The organism is Flavobacterium sp. 83 (assembly GCF_000744835.1).
Lineage (GTDB): Bacteria > Bacteroidota > Bacteroidia > Flavobacteriales > Flavobacteriaceae > Flavobacterium.
This window is the reverse complement of sequence record NZ_JQMS01000001.1, coordinates 2,189,447-2,207,781: the sequence shown is the minus strand read 5'-3', so window position 1 is coordinate 2,207,781 and position 18,335 is coordinate 2,189,447. Positions and strand designations below refer to the sequence as shown.

Here is an 18,335-nt window from a genome sequence, read left to right as displayed (position 1 = left end):
CATGAAGCCACAAAAATTATTAGACCTGATTGGAAATACGCCTTTGGTGGAAACTGTAAATTTGGTTAAAAATAAAAACGTAAAACTTTTATTAAAACTCGAAGGAAACAATCCTGGTGGCAGCGTAAAAGACAGAGCGGCCTACAACATGATTAAATCCGCACTGGAAAGAGGCGATATAAAAAAAGGGGACAAACTTATTGAAGCAACCAGTGGAAATACCGGAATAGCCTTGGCGATGATAGCCCAATTATTTAACATCGAAATTGAATTAATTCTACCTGAAGATTCTACCAAGGAACGCACCCAAACCATGCGTGCTTATGGTGCCACCGTAATTTTAACTCCTGCAGATACTGGAATCATTGGGTCTAGAGATTACGCGGACAAAAAAGTTGCAGAAGGTGGTTATATCATGTTGAATCAGTTTGCAAATGATGACAACTGGAAAGCGCATTACAAAACAACAGGCCCAGAAATATGGAATGACACTGAGGGAACAGTAACTCATTTCGTTTCAGCAATGGGAACTACAGGAACAATTATAGGAACTTCTACTTATCTAAAAGAGAAAAACCCTACAATTCAAATCGTAGGTGCGCAACCAAGTGATGGTTCTCAAATCCCGGGTATCAGGAAATGGCCTCAAGAATATTTACCTAAAATTTTTGATGCCTCAAAAGTAGATACGATCATTGAAGTCTCCGAACAAGAAGCACGAGAAATGACCAAACGTTTAGCCCTTGAAGAAGGTGTTTTTGCAGGAATGAGCAGCGGTGGTTCCGTTGCGGCTGCCTTGAAAATTGCCGAGACTTTAGAATCAGGAGTTATTGTTGCTATTATCTGTGATCGTGGCGATCGTTATTTATCTTCGGATTTATTTGATTAAAAACTAAAGATAGAGTTCAAAAAAATGTTTTTTCATTTTTAACCATTTTAGAAATAAAAAGCCATTTAAATATTGTCTTATTACTTTCCAATGTTGTTGAAATCTACTTTTACTAGATTTTTAAGCAAATCAATATAAAATTTTGTTACCAATGAAAAGCACAATATCACTTTACTTTATTATATTTTCAATACTATTTATGGGAGGAAAAGCGCAAGCACAAGATTGGCCGAATTTAAATAAATACCAAAATGAAAATACAAATCTTAAACCCGCAGAGGCCGGTCAAAAAAGAATTGTATTCATGGGAGATTCCATAACCGAATTTTGGTCTGTTATAGACGGGGAATACTTTGCTACAAAACCCTATATCAATCGGGGAATTAGTGGCCAAACAACCCCTCAAATGCTAGTACGCTTTAGAGCCGATGTTATTACCTTAAAACCAACAGCAGTGGTGATTTTAGCAGGAATAAATGATATTGCAGGAAATACAGGTCCATCGACACTGGATATGATTGCTAATAATATTTTCTCAATGGCCGAATTAGCAAAAGCAAATCATATCAAAGTGATTCTTTGTTCTGTTTTACCAGCTTTTGATTTCTTTTGGAAACCCAACCAAAATCCGGCTGAAAAAGTAATAGCCTTGAATGAAATGATAAAAAATTATGCTGTAGCCAATAACATAATATTCGTCGATTATCATTCAGCTATGGTTGACGGAAGAAAAGGATTACCAATTTCGTATTCTAATGACGGCGTACATCCTAACAAAACAGGCTATGAAGTCATGGCTCCTATACTAGAAAAGGCAATAGCTATCGTTTTATAAAAAAATAATGTCGCTTTAAAAAATACAAAAAATGAACTATCGCAGACTGGGTAAAACAGATTTTGAAATCTCTGAAATATCACTTGGCACTTGGCAAGTAGGTGGAAAATGGGGTTCTCCTTTTAATGATAAAACTGCTGATCAGTTAATCAATACGGCTATTGATAATGGCGTAAATTTTATTGATACTGCAGATGTTTACGAAAATGGATTGAGCGAGACGGCTGTAGGCCGAGTGGTTCGTTCCCGTTCTGAACGTATCTATGTCGCTACCAAATGTGGCCGACACATCAATCCCCATGTGAATGAAGGATACCAGCCTAAGGTGCTACAAAAATTTGTAGAAGACAGCTTGAGAAGAACCGGTTTAGAAACATTGGATTTAATCCAATTGCATTGCCCACCCACCGAAGTATTTTACCGTCCGGAAATTTTTGAAATGTTTGATCGTTTGAAAGAGCAAGGGAAAATTTTAAACCTTGGTGTCAGTGTTGAAAAAGTGGAAGAAGGGCTAAAAGCTATTGAATTCCCAAATGTAACTACCGTACAGATTATTTTCAACCTTTTTCGCCAGCGTCCATCCGAACTCTTTTTCAAAGAAGCATTGAAACGGGATATTGGTATTATAGGCAGAGTTCCGCTAGCAAGCGGGCTTCTGACAGGGAAATTTAATGCTCAAACTACTTTTGACAGCCAAGATCACCGTAATTTTAATCGGAATGGAGCTGCTTTTGACAAAGGAGAAACATTCTCCGGTATTAATTACGAACTAGGCTTAAAAGCCGTCGAAGAATTAAAAGCTTTATTCCCAAATGCAGCAAATCTTGCTCCTATTGCTTTACAATGGATTTTAAGTTTTGATGAAGTAAGTTGTATCATTCCTGGTGCATCAAACGAAAGTCATGTATTGTCTAATTTATCTGTTTACGATTTGCCAAAATTAACCTATGAAAAAACTGCCGCTATGAATGAAATTTATGAGCGTTATATTAAATCTGAAGTACACCAGCTTTGGTAAGCCCATTTTATTAAAACAAAAAAAGCTCGATTAAAATTAAATCGAGCTTTTTTTTATATAAAAATTCCTTTTATGCTAAAGTAGCAGTAGTAGAAATTGCCGCATTCAATAATTTAGATACTGGACAATTTTTCTCAGCTTTTGTAACTAACTGTTGAAAAACATCATCTGTTATTTCTTTCACTTTTGCATTTACAGTTAAATGAGAAGTTATTATAGTTCCTTCTACCAATTCAATATCGCACTTCGTTTCGATGCTTTCAATTTCAAAACCTCCTTCAGTAATATAGGCCGAAAGTTGCATCGTAAAACAACCAGAATGCGCCGCTGCAATCAATTCTTCTGGATTAGTCCCTACTCCTGCTTCAAAACGAGATTTGAATGAATATTGAGTATCCTTCAATGTTGTACTTTGTGTGGTTAGTTTCCCGGCTCCTTCTTTTAATGAACCAATCCAAACTGCAGTTGCATTTCTTTTCATAATTATAAGTTTTATGTTTTCTCAAATTTAGCTCTTTTAAAAAAAAAGTGCTTCGAAAAGTGTTTTATTTAACTAAAATTTAAAATTCTGGTTAATTTATTTTATTTATCAAAAAAGATAGAGAATACAGCTCCTTTGTTTAATCCTTCACTTTTAGCAGAAAGTGTTCCATCGTACTTTTCAACAATTTTTCTACATAAATACAGACCTATACCAGTTGATGGTTCATTAGCTGTTCCTAATCTGCTTCTACTGGTAAATTTTTTAAAAAGTTCTTCGTTATAATTCGGATTGAAACCTATTCCTGAATCAGAAACGACAATAGCCAATTGATCCTCGCTAAAATGAACGCCAACCTTTATTTCACTTTCCGGAAAGGAGAATTTTATTGAATTATCAATTAAATTAACTAAAACCCGAATCAATAAATCTTCATCAATTCTCAACAGAACCTGCTCCACTTCGATAGTGGTAATTAATTCTATTTTTTTATTTATCAGTTTTTGCTTGACTTGCTCTTTTACGCGACCTAAAATAGGTTCAATTTGAACAATTTTAGTATTCATTACTTTTTTTGAAATTTCATCTTCCTCTTTAATCAATTTAATAACTGTTTCTATAAAAACAAGTTGTTGATCCATCGACTGAGCAATCAAATCCGCATATTCATTAATAGTATTCGTTGGATTTTCTTCAACAATAAATTTCGCTAACGTTTTTGAATTCCCTGCAAAATTTCTCAAATCATGCGAAAGCAAATACACTAAATCCTGTTTATCATTAATATATTTTTCATTCCCTCTAATAGATTCCTGTATATTAGCCATTAACAAACCTGCCTCATCTTTAAACTCAGTTGGTAATTGGGGTATCACTCTCGTATTCCTATATGCATCCAATGCTTTTGAGGTCAATTCAATTGGCTTTATTAATTTTTTCAAAACCCATAAGGTAATCCCAGTAGCCAACAAAGTCATGATCAGCGTAAAAACTACAATCGAAAGTGGAGATACTGAATGTTTCGCATATAAAATAAAAAATAACAATCCAATCAATGGAATGTGAATCCCTATGAAAGTAACAAATAGAAATTTATAGGCATAACTATTTTTAAGAAAACCGACTTTTGATAATATACGATACAATTCCATAAACAATGTATTTGTTACTCATGTAAAGATATACGTTAAAAATGACAGTATAAAATTCGTACAATTAATTTTATCTTAATAATGAAAATTTTAAATTAAAATAAATACTTGCCTTTAGAATCTCTGCGCTTAGACTATTACTTTTCCCAATGGCTATATCAATTAAAATTCTTAGTTTTGCAAGCTTCAGTTTGTAATTTGGCTACAGCTTCATCGAAAAACAAAAAAACACAAATACTTACAAATAAAAGTGCTTTTTTAATATAAAATAAAACCTCTCAAATGTTTAATAAATCGAATTTTAAAGAATGGTTTGACCGATATAAATATGCAGAATTAGCGGCTACAAGTTCTGCATTGCTTAGCTCTCAATTCAGCAGAATCCTTAGCGGTTTGACTACAGCCTATTTGATTACGTTTGCGGAATACTTAGCATTTTATGGAATTATAATCGCGCAATCGTATAAAAAGCTGAACAAAAAGAACCAAGAACTGGGACAAAAAACCACTATAAAAGAAACCCTTTTATTGGTTAAAAATTTGGTGTTAGAATTTGGTTATCCCGCTATTTTAGATTTCTTTTTTATCCGTCCGTTCTGTATGTATTGGATGCCAATACTTACCGGAAATTATTTTATAGGAATTATACTGGGTAAAATCACTGCCGATTTATGTTTTTACCTACCCACGATAATTAACTACGAATTAATTAAGAAAAAAGACAATCCTATTTCCTAATTGCTTCATTAGATTTCCCGGATGGAATAGAAAATAAAAACAACGCACCATTTTCAATGTTATCACCAATGCCCTGCCCCCGATTATAGCGAAAAACCCGCTGATCCTAAAGCTTAGGAACTCTAGCCGGTAAAGAGCGACCAGCGGAAGCTCCTTTACCGGCATAGTGTTCCTGCTTGAGGAATTGCGGGTTTGCAGCGGAAAGCGGGATTGGGCCCAAATAAAAAAAAATACCAAAAGTAAAAATATTTCACAATTTGAATTTATAAAACCATTCAAACGCTTATTTTTGCGCTATGGCAAAGAAAAATACAGACAAAGTTGTCTTTCATCAAATAAAAGTCCTTGATGCTGGTGCAAAAGGCGTTTCGGTAGCAAAGGCTCCGGATGGTAAAGTAGTTTTTATCCCGAATGTGGTTCCGGGTGATGTGGTTGATGTGCAGACTTTCAAGAAGCGCAAGGCCTATTACGAAGGAAAAGCAATTCATTTTCATGAATATTCAGAACATCGTGTAGAACCTATTTGCGAGCATTTTGGTGTTTGCGGCGGTTGTAAATGGCAAAATATGAAGTACAGCCAACAATTGTATTACAAGCAAAATGAGGTGAAAAATCATTTGCAACGCATCGGAAAAATAGAACTTCCGGAATTTGAACCGATTCTTGGTTCAGAAAAACAGTTTTTTTACAGAAACAAAATGGAATTTTCGTTTTCGAACAGCCGTTGGTTGACCGAAAAAGAAATTGACAGCACCGAAGATTTAGGAAATAGAAACGCACTTGGTTTTCACATTCCGAAAATGTGGGACAAAATCCTGGACATCAACAAATGTCATTTGCAGGAAGATCCTTCGAATGCGATACGTAATGAAGTGAGAGCTTTTGCGAATGAGCATGGTTTGACTTTCTTTAATCCGAGAGCGCATGAAGGATTATTGAGAACTTTGATGTTGCGTACGGCTTCGACTGGTGAAATTATGGTTTTGATTCAGTTTTTTGAAAATGATAAAGCCAACAGAGAATTACTTCTAGACCATCTTTACGAGAAATTTCCGCAAATTACTTCGCTGCAATATGTGGTGAACAATAAAGCCAACGATACTTTATACGATACTGATATTAAATTATACAAAGGAAGAGATTACATCTTGGAAGAAATGGAAGGTTTGAAATTTAGCATTAATGCCAAATCTTTTTACCAAACCAATTCGGACCAAGCCTATGAATTGTATAAAATAACACGCGATTTCGCTGGTCTTACTGGAAATGAAATCGTTTATGATTTGTACACTGGGACTGGAACTATTGCTCAGTTTGTTTCGAAAAAAGCAAAAAAAGTTATCGGTGTAGAAAGTGTTCCTGATGCGATTAAAGACGCCAAAGCAAATGCGGTGCGCAATGAGATAACCAATTGTGAGTTCTTTGTAGGAGATATGAAAGTGGTGTTCAATGATGATTTCATTGCTCAACACGGTCATCCTGATGTAATTATTACTGATCCGCCAAGAGACGGAATGCACAAAGATGTGATTGAACAAATCATGAAAATTGCTCCTGAAAAAGTAGTTTATGTAAGTTGTAATTCGGCTACACAAGCGCGTGATTTGGCTTTGATGGATGAGAAATACAAAGTGACTCGCGTACGTCCCGTAGATATGTTTCCACAAACGCATCACGTGGAGAATGTTGTACTTTTGGAAAGAAGAAATTAGCATTTAGTGTTCAGTCGAAGTTAGCAGTTGTTGTTATTGAAATTGATTTTTGACATTAACATTGCTTTTATTTAAAAGATTTATGAAAAAATTACTTTTACTTGTATTCGCTATAGCGCTATCCTTCTCAAGTTGTGAGAAAGATGATATTTGCGATGCAAATACTCCTACAACACCCAGACTTGTAATTGCATTTTATGATTACGACAATCCTTCCGTTTTAAAAACCGTGACGAATTTGAAAGTTGTTGGCGCAGGAATGACTGATGGAATTGTTTTTAATGCCACTGCTACAGATGATTCTAAATACCTGACCAGCGGAAGTACGATTTCGATTCCATTGAAAACAAACGAAGATACTACCAGCTATAGTTTTACTTTAAATTATGGAAATACTAATGCTTCTTTCGTTAATCAAGACAATATCAAATTTGATTATACCCGAAAAGAACTATTTGTATCAAGAGCCTGTGGTTTTAAAACGAATTTTATTTTAAATACTACAAATCCTTACACACATACTGACGCTACAATAGCTGATCAAAAATGGATAAAATACATCTCGGTTGAAAAAAGTAATATAGAAAACGAAAATGAAACACACATTAAAATATTTTTTTAGTTTTTGCCTCATGTTGTCTATATTCTTGGCTCAAGCCCAAGAGACTAATGCAACTCAAAAAACAAAAATGGACGGAGTGATTCCTGAAGCTCCAAAACCTATAGTTAAAAAAAACACTACCGAAATAAAAAACGATTCTATCGTAAAAACAGACCGTTATGGTTTTCGTGTTGGTATAGATTTATACAAACTAACGCGAGCTCTTTATGATAAAAACTATAAAGGAATAGAATTAGTAGGAGATTATCGATTGACAAAAAAATATTTCTTGGCGGCCGAAGTTGGAAACGAAAATAAAACAACCGAAGATGACCGATTGAATACCACAGCAAAAGGGACTTATCTAAAAGTGGGTTTTGATTACAACGGTTATGAAAACTGGCTAAACATGGAAAATATCATTTCGATAGGAATGCGATATGGTTTAAGCAGTTTTAGCCAACAATTGAATAGTTATAAAATCTATAATGCCAACCCTTATTTTGGTGAAGTACCAGCAATTACATCAGGCACTAAATACAATGGATTAACCGCGAGCTGGATTGAAGTCGTAGCAGGAGTAAAAGCAAAAGTTTTTAATAATGTGTTTGTGGGCTTTAGCCTTCGTTTGAACGCTTTAGTTTCTAATAAAAAACCAGATAATTTTGACAACCTATATATTCCGGGCTTTAACAGAACTTATAATGGTACTTTTGGAGTAGGATTAAATTATACGGTTACTTATTTTATTCCTTTTTACAAAAAAAAGACCACTACAATAGTACCTATAAAAGTAGAAAATAAGTAATTCCGAAATAGAATAAAAAAAATATCGCAAAGAAGACAATAGTTCTCTTTGCGATATTTTTTTATTTTGACTACTCATAATCTATAAGGCTTTTTAAGCTTAAATGAGCTTACATTTCTTATGTGTTTATAATCTTGAGCAGTTAAGAAATGTCAGTTCATTTAAAAAATCGAGTCATTATTGCCCAATTCTCATAATTATACAACTATCCAATAACCCGAAGTCCTTTGATGAAAATCCACTTCATAAATAATTTTTCTCCGTCTTTCGTTTTCACCGCTTGAAATTTAGGCGACAAAAGCGTTCCAACTGCAAAAGCAGTCAATGGAACCCAATATCCGGTTAAATTAGTATATTGATCTACTATAAATCGGAATGATGTAAATAATATTGCAAAACAACCCAGCTGGAAAAGAAATGCACGTACTTGTAATTTGGTCATTTTATTTATGTCTTAAAATTTTTAAAGTCAAAGGCCGAAAGTGAAAAACTGTTTATTCAACACTATCATTTGTTGCCTGAAACTTAGTTCTCTTGCTACCTTCGTACATTTCGTATTTTACCAATCGTGCTTCTAAACCGGCATTAAAAAGCTTGATTTTTCTCGAAGGTTTTAATCCTACGTATTTCAATGCTTCCAGATTAGCTGTTATAAACCACGCATTTGTACCCGGATAATTTTTCTTCAAGGTATCACCAATACTTTTGTAAAATTCTTCCATGTGAATATCCAATCGCTCATCATACGGCGGATTGAAAACCATCTGTAATTTCCCTTCCGAAGTTTTTTCAGTATCAAAAAAGTTCTGCTCCTCGATAGTAACATACTCATCAAGATTAGCATTTTTGATATTGTCTTTGGCTTTTTGAACGGCACTTGGTGCTTTATCAAATCCTTTTATCGTATAATGAAATTCTCGAATACGTTTCAACAAACTGTCTGAAATAGCATCAAACAAATCATTGTCCCAATCGTTCCATTTTTCGAAAGCAAATTCTTTACGGTTAATATTTGCCGGAATATTACAGGCAATCATCGCCGCCTCGGCTAAGAATGTTCCTGAACCACACATTGGATCCAAGAAATCAGTTTGACCGTCCCAACCTGAAAGCAATAGAATTCCTGCTGCCAAGACTTCGTTTATAGGAGCTATATTAGTAGCGGTTCTATACCCACGTTGGTTCAATGCATTTCCGGAAGTATCCAGTGCGACTGAAACTTGGTCTTTGTCAATATGAATGTTGATTCTTAAATCAGGATGTACTTTATCAATACTTGGCCGTTGTCCGGTTCTTTCTCTGAACTGATCAACGATTGCATCTTTACATTTTTGAGAAACAAATTCCGAGTGATTAAAATATTCTGAATGTACCGTTGTGTCAATCACAAAAGTCTGATTGGCATTCAATAATTTAGACCAATTCATACTCGAAATACCTTTATACAAAGCTTGTTCATTATTTGCCTTGAAAAAATAAATAGGTTTCAGGATTTTCAAAGCCGTACGTAAAGCTAAATTTGCTTTGTACATAAACCCTTTATCTCCTTTAAAGCTAACCATTCTCACCCCTTGCTCTACGTTTTGAGCGCCTAGCATTTGCAATTCTTTTGCTAATATTTCTTCAAAACCAAAAAAGGTTTTGGCAATCATTTTATAATTATTTTCCATTTGCCCCCTTTACCCCCTAAAGGGGGAATTGTTATCGTTATATTCGGCAAAAATACACTAAATTTGCATCAATCAAATTAATTGAAAAAGAATAAATGTCTGCAGCACAAAATCCACCAACTGAAAACGAACTGAAATCAACTGAAAATTGGTACACGTCTTGGTTTGACACTCCGTACTATCACATTCTTTACAAAGAACGAAATTACAGAGAAGCCCAAGTTTTTATGGATAATATTACCCATTACCTTAATCTTCCTGAAAAGGCTAAAGTACTGGATCTAGCTTGTGGCAAAGGCCGTCATTCTATATATTTGAACCAATTAGGGTTTGATGTTCTTGGTGCCGATTTATCTGAAAACAGCATTAATGAAGCTTCTAAAAACACTAATGAAACACTGCATTTCAAAGTTCACGATATGCGCGAAGCTTTTGAAGAAAAATATGATGCCGTTTTCAACTTGTTTACCAGTTTTGGTTATTTCGAAAATGACGAAGACAATCTAACCACATTAAAAGCCATCAAAGAAAGCCTTTCAGAATATGGTTTTGCAGTGATTGATTTTATGAATGTTACTAATGTGCTCGAAACATTAGTTCCCGAAGAAACAAAAACAGTTGAAGGAATCGATTTTCATATCAAACGCTATCTAAAAGACGGTCATATTTACAAAGAAATTGATTTTGAAGACAAAGGTCAAAAATTCCATTTTGTCGAAAAAGTAAAAGCCTTAACCCTTAAAGATTTTGAGGAATTAATGGAAGAAGCCGGAATTTACCTATTGGACATTTTTGGTGATTACAAATTGAAAAAATTCCACAAAACAGATAGTGAACGACTAATCATGATTTTTAAATAGTTGGTGGGTTAATCGGTTAATCGTTTATGTGATTAATCGTAAAAACAAATGATACAGATTAACAAATAAACGGTTAAACAAAAAAATGAATTATCTTTTACCTTTACTTTCCGTACTTATAGGATATATCATCGCATTGGTTTTAAAACCAAAAAACAAAACCAACCTAAAACTATTATTAGCATTTAGCGGCTCTTTTTTACTTTCTTTAACGGTAATGCACTTATTACCAGAAGTCTACGAAAGCGGTAATCCAAAAATTGGAATTTTCATTATGTTGGGAATCTTATTCCAAATCATATTAGAATTTTTCTCCAAAGGTGCTGAACATGGTCACGTTCACGGACATGAAATAATGACCCAAATCCCGTGGTTGCTTTTTATTAGTCTTTGCATTCACGCCTTTCTGGAAGGATTTCCTGTAAGCCATCACCATGATTTAGCGGTGGGAATTGCCATTCATCATTTGCCAATTGCCATAATTTTGACTACTTTTTTTATCAACGCAAGTCTCGATAAAAAAGCAATACTTTTCTTCATGGCAACCTTTGCAATTATGACTCCGTTAGGAACATTTTTGTCTGATTATATGCCTATTTTAAACGAATATTATACTGAAATCACAGCCATTGTAATAGGAATATTATTTCATATTTCATCTACTATCATTTTTGAAACCAGCGAAGGACACAAGTTCAATATCGCCAAAGTTTCAATGATAATTTTTGGAATTGTCTTGGCGTATTTTATATAATTTTATAATTGGGGCGTGACCACAAGGGTCGGGCTATTCGCTGCAATCTTTTTTCTCCCTTCGCTATAGCTACAGGAGTAAAAAGGATTTCCGCTGTTATCCCTCACGCAGAAAAATAAATGTACGGACAACTCGCGAATTGTCCCTTCAAAAAAAAAATATATGACTTTCACAAAAACCACCGAACAATCTTCAAAATACGAACATTTAGAAAAAATGTCCGTTCAAGAATTGCTTTCTAATATCAATAAGGAAGACAAAACCGTACCGCTAGCCGTAGAAAAAGCTTTGCCGCAAATAGAAAATTTAGTGACTGAAATCGTTGCCAAAATAAAATTGGGCGGACGATTATTCTACATTGGCGCAGGGACATCAGGACGATTAGGAATTGTTGATGCATCGGAATGTCCACCTACATTTGGTGTTCCTTTCGATTTAGTAATTGGGATTATTGCCGGTGGCGACACTGCCATTCGCAGAGCAGTAGAAAATGCCGAAGACAACGCAACACAAGCCTGGATTGATTTGAAAGCCTTTGATGTAAATGAAAATGATGTTGTTGTTGGAATAGCTGCATCAGGAACAACTCCATATGTTATTGGAGGATTACAAACTTGTAACGAAAATAATATTACCACAGGAAGTATTTCATGCAATGCAGGAAGTCCGCTTTCCCAAACCGCAAAATTCCCTATAGATGTAGTTGTAGGACCGGAATTTGTAACCGGGAGTTCACGTATGAAAGCCGGTACAGCACAAAAATTAGTACTCAACATGCTCACTACAGCCACCATGATCCAACTAGGGAAAGTAAAAGGAAACAAAATGGTCGACATGCAACTAAGCAATAGCAAACTCGTAGATCGCGGTGTAAAAATGATTATGGGAGAAATTCCTGTAACCTATGAAGAAGGTGCTGCGCTATTAAAAAAACACGGAAGTGTGAGAAAAGCTGTTGATAATTTTAAAAAATAAATAACGATGATTCACCATATCGTAATGTGGAAATTAAAGGATTTTGCACAAGGAAAGAGCAAAGCCGAAAATGCAATTCTTCTAAAAGAGAGACTTGAAGGTTTAAAAAAAGACATTCCTGAAATAGTTGAAATACGGGTAGGATTAAATATTGAAAGTGAATATACAAACTTTGACGCAGTATTACACTCCTACTTTAATTCGTTTGAAACTTTAGAAACATACCAAAATCATCCTATACATAATGTTGTTGCTGATTGGATTGGTGAAATTAGAGATTTGAGGTATTGCGTGGATTATGAATTTTAATTATTAAATTATGGCAACTAACAAAGAACTATTATCCAAAGGAATTAAGTATTTAGCAGGTGCTTTGCCATTACTATTTATAGGACCCGCATTGATTTATAATGCGTTTATGAATGAGCAAAATGTATGGCATTATTTAGTTTTAGCAATAGGAATTATTGCTTGCCTTATCTCCATGTTGCTCATGTATTTAGGATTAAAAACAATTATGAAAAGCTTATTTAACGACTAATGGAAAACCTAATTCACGTTCAAAAAACATTTGAAAAAATCGTTTACACTGATAAGAAAGTAAACAATCGAGAATTTGAAGATTGCATTTTTAAAAACTGTGATTTATCAAATAGTGATTTCTCTTATAGTAGCTTCATGGATTGTGAGTTTATTGATTGTAATCTGGCAATGACCAAATTATCTGGAACAAGCTTAAAAGGAATACAGTTTAGAAACTGCAAATTACTGGGTATTCAGTTTGAAGAATGCGACGATTTCCTATTTAATGTTAATTTTCAGGAATGCGTTTTGGATTATTCATCATTTGCGAATAAGAAAATGCCAAAGACAAAATTCAATTCTTGTTCCTTAAAAGATATAAGTTTTGTTGGAACTAATCTTACGAGTTCCATTTTTGACAATAGTAATTTGGACGGTGCAATTTTTAACAATACGCAACTAGGCGGGGCTGATTTTTCAAAAGCAACTAATTTTAAAATTGATCCTGAATACAATCCCATGAAAAAAGCCAAGTTTTCTACGCAAGGAATCATTGGACTTCTGGACAAATACGATATTAAAATTGTGTAATTATGGAAACAAATGTTGCTTATCTTGAAAGTGCTAAAAAACAGTTTTTCTATTATAAAATACTGGGAGAAAAAGCGATGGAACAACTCGAACCAGACCAACTTTTTCAGGCTATAAATGAAGACACCAATAGTATTGCTACGATTGCAAAACATCTTTCGGGAAATATGCTTTCTCGATGGACTGAGTTCCTGACTAGCGATGGAGAAAAAGAATGGCGCAACCGTGATACCGAATTTGAAAATGATTTAGAATCAAAAGAAGCGCTTTTAATGGCTTGGAATAAAGGTTGGAATTGTTTATTTGATGCTTTAAACGGATTGAAACCAGAACAACTTTCACAAATTATATACATTAGAAATGAGGGTCATACCGTTGTGGAAGCTATCAACAGACAACTGGCACATTATCCGTATCATGTTGGACAAATCGTATTTTATGCCAAACAATTAAAAAATAGTGATTGGAAAAGCTTATCGATTCCTAAAAACAAATCGAATAGTTACAATGCAGAGAAATTTGCAAATGAGAAAAGCATCAAGAATTTTACAGATGCCGAATTAAAACGATTATCGAAATAATTAACACCAAATCGCATTGCCCCAGATGGAAGTGAAAACCCCGCAGGGCTAAAAGTAATTTTTTCTTGACAAAAAAGAGCGACCAACGGAAGCTCCTTCTTTGTCATTAGAAAAAAACTTTTAAACCGAGGAGTTGCAATGAACAGCTGGATTAGGCTAAAAAAAAAAAACCAAGCTCGCTAACGAAATGAAAAAAATAATACTTCTCCTCCCATTCCTGCTACTAATGTCATGCTACAATGTGGAACGCAATTGCAAGGATTTTAAAACTGGAAAATTCAAATTTGAATACGAAGTCAACGGCGTAAAAAAAACAACGGTTTTTGAGCGAAATGACAGTCTGGAAATTGAAACATTTGAAGGAAAAACAGATACAGCTTCAATACGTTGGGTGAATGATTGTGAATATATTTTGCAGAAATTACATCCTAAAAATATGGCTGAAGAAAAAGCTATTGACATGAAAATTTTGACAACATCAAAAAATTCCTATACCTTTGAGTTTGGAATGGTTGGTGTTGACACCAAACAAAAAGGAACTGTCACTAAGATTGCTGACTACTAATTTCAACTTATAACTTACAAATCATAATTAAATAAAATGGAAGTATTTTTAAATCCCGATGCTTGGATTGCCCTATTAACATTGACCTTTTTGGAAATTGTGTTAGGAATAGACAATATTATTTTCATATCGATTGCTACTGGAAAACTACCTGTTGAGCAACGAAAAAGAGCAACCAAAGTAGGAATGTTTCTTGCCATGTTCATGAGAATTGGACTTTTATTTGGAATTAATTTATTGATTCAAATGAAAGAACCTTGGTTTCACATTGATTTAAGTTGGTTTTCGGCTGGAATTACGGGGCAAAGTATTATTCTTTTATTAGGAGGATTGTTTTTGATTTATAAAAGTACGAATGAAATCAGGGAGAAAGTCGATGAAAAAGGACATGAGGAAAAAGAGCTAAGCAAAGCAGCTACAAAATCATTCCAAAATGTTCTTTTGCAAATTATAATGATTGATTTAGTGTTTTCTTTTGATAGTATTTTAACAGCGGTTGGTATGACTAATGGTGTTGAAGGTGCTATTTATATCATGATTACTGCGGTGGTTATTTCAGTTTTAATTATGATGCAGTTTGCCGTTCCTGTTGGGAATTTTGTCAACAAACACCCGTCTATCCAAATTCTGGGATTATCTTTTTTGATTTTAATTGGAATGATGCTACTTACTGAAAGTGCGCATTTATCTAATGCTTTAATCTTTGGAAACCACGTTACACCGGTGCCAAAAGGCTATTTGTATTTTGCAATAACTTTCTCTTTATTAGTGGAAGTATTAAATATGAAAATGAAGAAGAACAAGTAACTTACAACTGTATATTCATGCAAAAGCTCTCTTTTGAGGGCTTTTTTTATGTTGAAATCATGCCAAGTACTGGAATTGTAGCATAGAAAAGATTCAAATTTGATCTTTTTTATTTTTATATATTATTTTATAAATTAACTTCGGTGCTACAAATAAGCGTCATGAAAAATACAATCTCCCATAGAGTTGCAGACTTTTTAAAAAATTTCCCTCCTTTTAACTTTTTGCATCAAAAAGATATCGAAACTCTTTCTGAACAAATATCCATCGTTTATAAAGAAAAGGATAGTGTAATATTTGCCGAAAATGAAGAAACTCACAATTGCTTTTATGTAGTTCATAAAGGAGCTGTAACCCTTCGAAATAGCCAGGAAAATGATATTTTGGATAGGTGTGATGAGGGAGATATTTTTGGGCTGAGGCCACTCATTGCCAATGAAAACTATCAAATGGAAGCACGAACCTATGAAGAAAGTATCCTTTATGCCGTTCCGATAAGCATTTTTAAACCTTATGCATTACAAAACAGAGCTGTAGGTAATTTTTTAATAGAAAGCTTTGCCTCAAATACGCGCACTCCTTATTCCAAAAGTTATAGCGGAAAACTATATGGTGAAACTATAGGAAATGAAACTTTAGATTTTGATAAAAATCTATTGGACATTCAGCCTGTAAAATATTCAAAAAAACTTATAACCTGTTATTCTACAACTACAGCAAAAGAGATTGCTCAAATCATGACTAAAAAAAATGTGGGTGCCATTCTTGTTATAGAAGATAAATTTCCCATTGGTATTATTACAGATAAGGATTTAAGAAACAAAATTGTAACAGGAGAATTTCCTATTACCACAACAGCCGACCTGATAATGACCTCTCCTGTTATTACTTATCCCAAGAAAATGACCATTACCCAAGCTCAAATGGCCATGATGAAAAGCAACATCAGCCATTTATGTCTTACTAAAGATGGTACTGCAAATTCCAAAGCTATTGGAATCCTATCCAAACATGATCTTATGGTAGAACTGGGCAATAATCCAGCAGTGTTGATAAAAGCAGTAAAAAGAGCTAAAAAAGCCAAACAAATAAAGCCCATACGAGCCAGTATTATGCAATTGTTACAAGGATATTTAGACCAAAATATTCCTATGACGCTGACTTCTAAAATAATTACCGAATTAAATGATGTCTGTATTAAGCAAGTAATAGAAATAGCGCTAAAAAAAATGAAAACGCCTCCACCAGTAAAATTTGCATGGTTGGCATTAGGAAGTCAAGGGAGAAGTGAACAGTTGCTACATACTGACCAAGATAATGCCTTAGTCTATGAGGATGTACCAGAAGAATTAAAAGAAGCTACTAAGAGTTATTTTTTAGCATTAGCCACTCATGTCAATAAAGGACTTTTTGAAATTGGCTATGATTATTGCCCTGCCGAAATGATGGCTTCCAATCCAAAATGGTGCCTTAGCCTTGGTGAATGGGAAAGTCTAGTTTACCATTGGATTACAAATCCAGGAAAAAATGAAGTATTATTATCCTTTATCTTTTTTGATTATAGTCTTTCTTATGGAGATAGGGAACTCGTAAATAACCTGTCCGATTTTATTTTTGAAAACATAAAAGCCAATCCTGTATTTTATATTCATTTAGTAAGTGGTGCATTGCAAAGTCCTTCTCCTACTGGATTCTTCAGACAACTTCTTGTCGAACAGGACGGCGCCCACAAAGACTTTTTTGACATAAAAAGACGTGCTTTAATGCCACTGACCGATGCGGCAAGAGTATTGATTCTCTCTCATTCTGTAAAATCAATCAGTAATACTCCTGAACGTTTTGAAAAATTAGCAGAATTAGAACCCCATAACAGGGAGTTGTATTTAGCCTGCTCCTATTCGTACAAAGCATTATTGAAATTCAGGACAAAACAAGGTCTTTTGCATCATGATTCCGGTCAGTTTATTGCCTTGGAAGCACTATCCAAATTAGAAAAAATAAAGCTAAAGAGAACTTTTAAAACTATCAAGGAACTTCAGGAACTTATTACCATCCGATTTAATGCTTCAAACATATTATAATGATGAATTTCTTTGAAAAATGTAAAGCTGTTTTATTAAAATTTTGGAATAAATATGAAATATCGTTTGATGAAGAAATACCAAACACTATTGATGATACGCGTTTTGTTGTATTGGATACAGAAACCACTGGATTTGATTATATCAATGATCGGATACTTTGCATTGGTGCAATCGTTTTACAAAACAATACAATTCCAATTCATGATAGTTTTGAAATTTTTATCCAACAGGAACATTATGATAAAGCCACCGCAAAAATTCATGGGATTTTGAAAGAATTTATCCTAGACAGACCCAATGAATTGCAGGCTTTACAACAGTTTTTAGCATTTTTAGGAAACTCTATAATAATTGCGCATCATACTGTTTTTGACATAACCATGATTAATAATGCATTGGAAAGAAATGGTTTACCAAAATTAACTAACAAGACTTTAGACACGGCGGTACTGTATAAAAAAACGCTGTTAGTTTCACATTTATTGGAGCGTAAAGACAGTTATAGTTTAGATGAGCTTGCAGACAAATTTGATATTTCAAAAAAAGACAGACATACAGCAATGGGAGATGCTTACATTACAGCTATTGCTTTTTTGAAAATTGTAAATAAATTAAGAGCTAAAAAGAAACTTACGCTACAACAGTTATTCAAATGATGAATTCATAAAAAAGCTTTCACCGCAGTGAAAGCTT

At 34.0% G+C, this 18,335-nt stretch carries 22 protein-coding genes; 18 read left to right on the top strand and 4 right to left on the bottom strand.

Going from position 1 to position 18,335, the window contains the following annotated elements:
* Nucleotide 1: 1 nt before the first annotated feature.
* The 3 genes from cysM (at nt 2) to T410_RS09715 (ending at nt 2,742) form a co-directional block, all read left to right on the top strand.
* On the top strand, nt 2-889 hold the full coding sequence (gene cysM / locus T410_RS09725; RefSeq protein ID WP_035671068.1) for a cysteine synthase CysM: 888 nt from the start codon (nt 2-4) through the stop codon (nt 887-889).
* A 151-nt stretch (nt 890-1,040) separates the two neighbouring features.
* Complete coding sequence (locus T410_RS09720) at nt 1,041-1,724, top strand: SGNH/GDSL hydrolase family protein (RefSeq protein ID WP_035671065.1); 684 nt, start codon at nt 1,041-1,043, stop codon at nt 1,722-1,724.
* Nucleotides 1,725-1,755: 31 nt separating this feature from the next.
* Nucleotides 1,756-2,742: an aldo/keto reductase gene (locus T410_RS09715; RefSeq protein WP_035671062.1), complete on the top strand. Its 987-nt coding sequence runs from the start codon at nt 1,756-1,758 to the stop codon at nt 2,740-2,742.
* A gap of 70 nt (nt 2,743-2,812) precedes the next feature.
* Here T410_RS09715 and T410_RS09710 read toward each other — a convergent pair whose 3' ends face one another.
* Entirely contained in the window at nt 2,813-3,223 is a 411-nt protein-coding gene (locus tag T410_RS09710; protein ID WP_035671061.1) for an OsmC family peroxiredoxin, read from the bottom strand.
* A 101-nt stretch (nt 3,224-3,324) separates the two neighbouring features.
* On the bottom strand, nt 3,325-4,374 hold the full coding sequence (locus tag T410_RS09705; RefSeq protein WP_035671060.1) for a sensor histidine kinase KdpD: 1,050 nt from the start codon (nt 4,372-4,374) through the stop codon (nt 3,325-3,327).
* 282 nt (nt 4,375-4,656) lie between these two features.
* On the opposite strand from T410_RS09705, the gene T410_RS09700 reads away from it, so the two are divergent.
* The 4 genes from T410_RS09700 to T410_RS09685 all read left to right on the top strand — a co-directional run bounded on the left by T410_RS09700 (nt 4,657) and on the right by T410_RS09685 (nt 8,233).
* Complete coding sequence (locus tag T410_RS09700) at nt 4,657-5,112, top strand: hypothetical protein (RefSeq protein WP_035671058.1); 456 nt, start codon at nt 4,657-4,659, stop codon at nt 5,110-5,112.
* 296 nt (nt 5,113-5,408) lie between these two features.
* Entirely contained in the window at nt 5,409-6,824 is a 1,416-nt protein-coding gene (gene rlmD / locus T410_RS09695) for a 23S rRNA (uracil(1939)-C(5))-methyltransferase RlmD (protein WP_035671055.1), read from the top strand.
* An 82-nt stretch (nt 6,825-6,906) separates the two neighbouring features.
* On the top strand, nt 6,907-7,446 hold the full coding sequence (locus T410_RS09690) for a DUF6452 family protein (protein WP_035671051.1): 540 nt from the start codon (nt 6,907-6,909) through the stop codon (nt 7,444-7,446).
* Nucleotides 7,418-8,233 carry a DUF6048 family protein gene (locus T410_RS09685; RefSeq protein ID WP_035671049.1) on the top strand — a complete coding sequence of 272 codons (816 nt, stop codon included), beginning with the start codon at nt 7,418-7,420 and terminating at the stop codon, nt 8,231-8,233. Before T410_RS09690 ends, T410_RS09685 begins: the two co-directional genes overlap by 29 nt.
* 205 nt (nt 8,234-8,438) lie before the next feature.
* On the opposite strand, the gene T410_RS09680 is transcribed toward T410_RS09685, so the two are convergent.
* Nucleotides 8,439-8,675: a hypothetical protein gene (locus tag T410_RS09680; RefSeq protein ID WP_035671046.1), complete on the bottom strand. Its 237-nt coding sequence runs from the start codon at nt 8,673-8,675 to the stop codon at nt 8,439-8,441.
* Between the two features lie 52 nt (nt 8,676-8,727).
* Entirely contained in the window at nt 8,728-9,903 is a 1,176-nt protein-coding gene (locus tag T410_RS09675) for a class I SAM-dependent RNA methyltransferase (protein ID WP_035671043.1), read from the bottom strand.
* Between the two features lie 95 nt (nt 9,904-9,998).
* On the opposite strand from T410_RS09675, the gene T410_RS09670 reads away from it, so the two are divergent.
* The 11 genes from T410_RS09670 to T410_RS09620 all read left to right on the top strand — a co-directional run bounded on the left by T410_RS09670 (nt 9,999) and on the right by T410_RS09620 (nt 18,298).
* Nucleotides 9,999-10,763, top strand: a complete 765-nt coding sequence (locus T410_RS09670) for a bifunctional 2-polyprenyl-6-hydroxyphenol methylase/3-demethylubiquinol 3-O-methyltransferase UbiG (protein ID WP_035671039.1) — start codon at nt 9,999-10,001, stop codon at nt 10,761-10,763.
* An 85-nt stretch (nt 10,764-10,848) separates the two neighbouring features.
* The gene (locus T410_RS09665; protein ID WP_035671037.1) at nt 10,849-11,517 is read left to right on the top strand and encodes a ZIP family metal transporter; all 669 of its coding nucleotides are present in this window, start codon (nt 10,849-10,851) and stop codon (nt 11,515-11,517) included.
* Nucleotides 11,518-11,679: 162 nt separating this feature from the next.
* Nucleotides 11,680-12,492 carry an N-acetylmuramic acid 6-phosphate etherase gene (gene murQ / locus T410_RS09660; protein ID WP_035671034.1) on the top strand — a complete coding sequence of 271 codons (813 nt, stop codon included), beginning with the start codon at nt 11,680-11,682 and terminating at the stop codon, nt 12,490-12,492.
* Nucleotides 12,493-12,498: 6 nt separating this feature from the next.
* Complete coding sequence (locus T410_RS09655; RefSeq protein ID WP_035671031.1) at nt 12,499-12,801, top strand: Dabb family protein; 303 nt, start codon at nt 12,499-12,501, stop codon at nt 12,799-12,801.
* A 10-nt stretch (nt 12,802-12,811) separates the two neighbouring features.
* Nucleotides 12,812-13,033 (top strand): DUF6095 family protein, encoded by a 222-nt coding sequence (locus T410_RS09650; RefSeq protein WP_035671029.1) that lies wholly within the window; start codon nt 12,812-12,814, stop codon nt 13,031-13,033.
* Nucleotides 13,033-13,605 (top strand): pentapeptide repeat-containing protein, encoded by a 573-nt coding sequence (locus tag T410_RS09645; protein ID WP_035671026.1) that lies wholly within the window; start codon nt 13,033-13,035, stop codon nt 13,603-13,605. The genes T410_RS09650 and T410_RS09645 overlap by 1 nt, the downstream gene beginning before the upstream one ends.
* Before the next feature lie 2 nt (nt 13,606-13,607).
* Nucleotides 13,608-14,186 (top strand): DUF1572 family protein, encoded by a 579-nt coding sequence (locus T410_RS09640; RefSeq protein ID WP_035671023.1) that lies wholly within the window; start codon nt 13,608-13,610, stop codon nt 14,184-14,186.
* Nucleotides 14,187-14,373: 187 nt separating this feature from the next.
* On the top strand, nt 14,374-14,751 hold the full coding sequence (locus tag T410_RS09635) for a hypothetical protein (RefSeq protein ID WP_035671020.1): 378 nt from the start codon (nt 14,374-14,376) through the stop codon (nt 14,749-14,751).
* Between the two features lie 36 nt (nt 14,752-14,787).
* The gene (locus T410_RS09630) at nt 14,788-15,558 is read left to right on the top strand and encodes a TerC family protein (RefSeq protein WP_035671018.1); all 771 of its coding nucleotides are present in this window, start codon (nt 14,788-14,790) and stop codon (nt 15,556-15,558) included.
* Between the two features lie 161 nt (nt 15,559-15,719).
* Nucleotides 15,720-17,639: a DUF294 nucleotidyltransferase-like domain-containing protein gene (locus T410_RS09625; RefSeq protein ID WP_035671017.1), complete on the top strand. Its 1,920-nt coding sequence runs from the start codon at nt 15,720-15,722 to the stop codon at nt 17,637-17,639.
* A complete protein-coding gene (locus T410_RS09620; RefSeq protein ID WP_035671016.1) occupies nt 17,639-18,298 on the top strand; it encodes a PolC-type DNA polymerase III in 660 nt (219 codons plus the stop codon). The genes T410_RS09625 and T410_RS09620 overlap by 1 nt, the downstream gene beginning before the upstream one ends.
* Nucleotides 18,299-18,335 lie beyond the last annotated feature (37 nt).

What these genes read in the sequence shown, in the direction of transcription:
- T410_RS09710 (WP_035671061.1), bottom strand. Translation starts at nt 3,223, where the DNA reads ATGAAAAGAAATGCAACTGCAGTTTGGATTGGTTCATTAAAAGAAGGA.
- T410_RS09650 (WP_035671029.1), top strand. Translation starts at nt 12,812, where the DNA reads ATGGCAACTAACAAAGAACTATTATCCAAAGGAATTAAGTATTTAGCA.
- T410_RS09645 (WP_035671026.1), top strand. Translation starts at nt 13,033, where the DNA reads ATGGAAAACCTAATTCACGTTCAAAAAACATTTGAAAAAATCGTTTAC.
- T410_RS09685 (WP_035671049.1), top strand. Translation starts at nt 7,418, where the DNA reads ATGAAACACACATTAAAATATTTTTTTAGTTTTTGCCTCATGTTGTCT.
- T410_RS09690 (WP_035671051.1), top strand. Translation starts at nt 6,907, where the DNA reads ATGAAAAAATTACTTTTACTTGTATTCGCTATAGCGCTATCCTTCTCA.
- T410_RS09630 (WP_035671018.1), top strand. Translation starts at nt 14,788, where the DNA reads ATGGAAGTATTTTTAAATCCCGATGCTTGGATTGCCCTATTAACATTG.
- murQ (WP_035671034.1), top strand. Translation starts at nt 11,680, where the DNA reads ATGACTTTCACAAAAACCACCGAACAATCTTCAAAATACGAACATTTA.
- T410_RS09665 (WP_035671037.1), top strand. Translation starts at nt 10,849, where the DNA reads ATGAATTATCTTTTACCTTTACTTTCCGTACTTATAGGATATATCATC.
- T410_RS09620 (WP_035671016.1), top strand. Translation starts at nt 17,639, where the DNA reads ATGATGAATTTCTTTGAAAAATGTAAAGCTGTTTTATTAAAATTTTGG.
- T410_RS09715 (WP_035671062.1), top strand. Translation starts at nt 1,756, where the DNA reads ATGAACTATCGCAGACTGGGTAAAACAGATTTTGAAATCTCTGAAATA.
- T410_RS09625 (WP_035671017.1), top strand. Translation starts at nt 15,720, where the DNA reads ATGAAAAATACAATCTCCCATAGAGTTGCAGACTTTTTAAAAAATTTC.
- T410_RS09640 (WP_035671023.1), top strand. Translation starts at nt 13,608, where the DNA reads ATGGAAACAAATGTTGCTTATCTTGAAAGTGCTAAAAAACAGTTTTTC.
- T410_RS09680 (WP_035671046.1), bottom strand. Translation starts at nt 8,675, where the DNA reads ATGACCAAATTACAAGTACGTGCATTTCTTTTCCAGCTGGGTTGTTTT.
- T410_RS09705 (WP_035671060.1), bottom strand. Translation starts at nt 4,374, where the DNA reads ATGGAATTGTATCGTATATTATCAAAAGTCGGTTTTCTTAAAAATAGT.
- T410_RS09635 (WP_035671020.1), top strand. Translation starts at nt 14,374, where the DNA reads ATGAAAAAAATAATACTTCTCCTCCCATTCCTGCTACTAATGTCATGC.
- cysM (WP_035671068.1), top strand. Translation starts at nt 2, where the DNA reads ATGAAGCCACAAAAATTATTAGACCTGATTGGAAATACGCCTTTGGTG.
- T410_RS09720 (WP_035671065.1), top strand. Translation starts at nt 1,041, where the DNA reads ATGAAAAGCACAATATCACTTTACTTTATTATATTTTCAATACTATTT.
- T410_RS09675 (WP_035671043.1), bottom strand. Translation starts at nt 9,903, where the DNA reads ATGGAAAATAATTATAAAATGATTGCCAAAACCTTTTTTGGTTTTGAA.
- T410_RS09700 (WP_035671058.1), top strand. Translation starts at nt 4,657, where the DNA reads ATGTTTAATAAATCGAATTTTAAAGAATGGTTTGACCGATATAAATAT.
- T410_RS09655 (WP_035671031.1), top strand. Translation starts at nt 12,499, where the DNA reads ATGATTCACCATATCGTAATGTGGAAATTAAAGGATTTTGCACAAGGA.
- rlmD (WP_035671055.1), top strand. Translation starts at nt 5,409, where the DNA reads ATGGCAAAGAAAAATACAGACAAAGTTGTCTTTCATCAAATAAAAGTC.
- T410_RS09670 (WP_035671039.1), top strand. Translation starts at nt 9,999, where the DNA reads ATGTCTGCAGCACAAAATCCACCAACTGAAAACGAACTGAAATCAACT.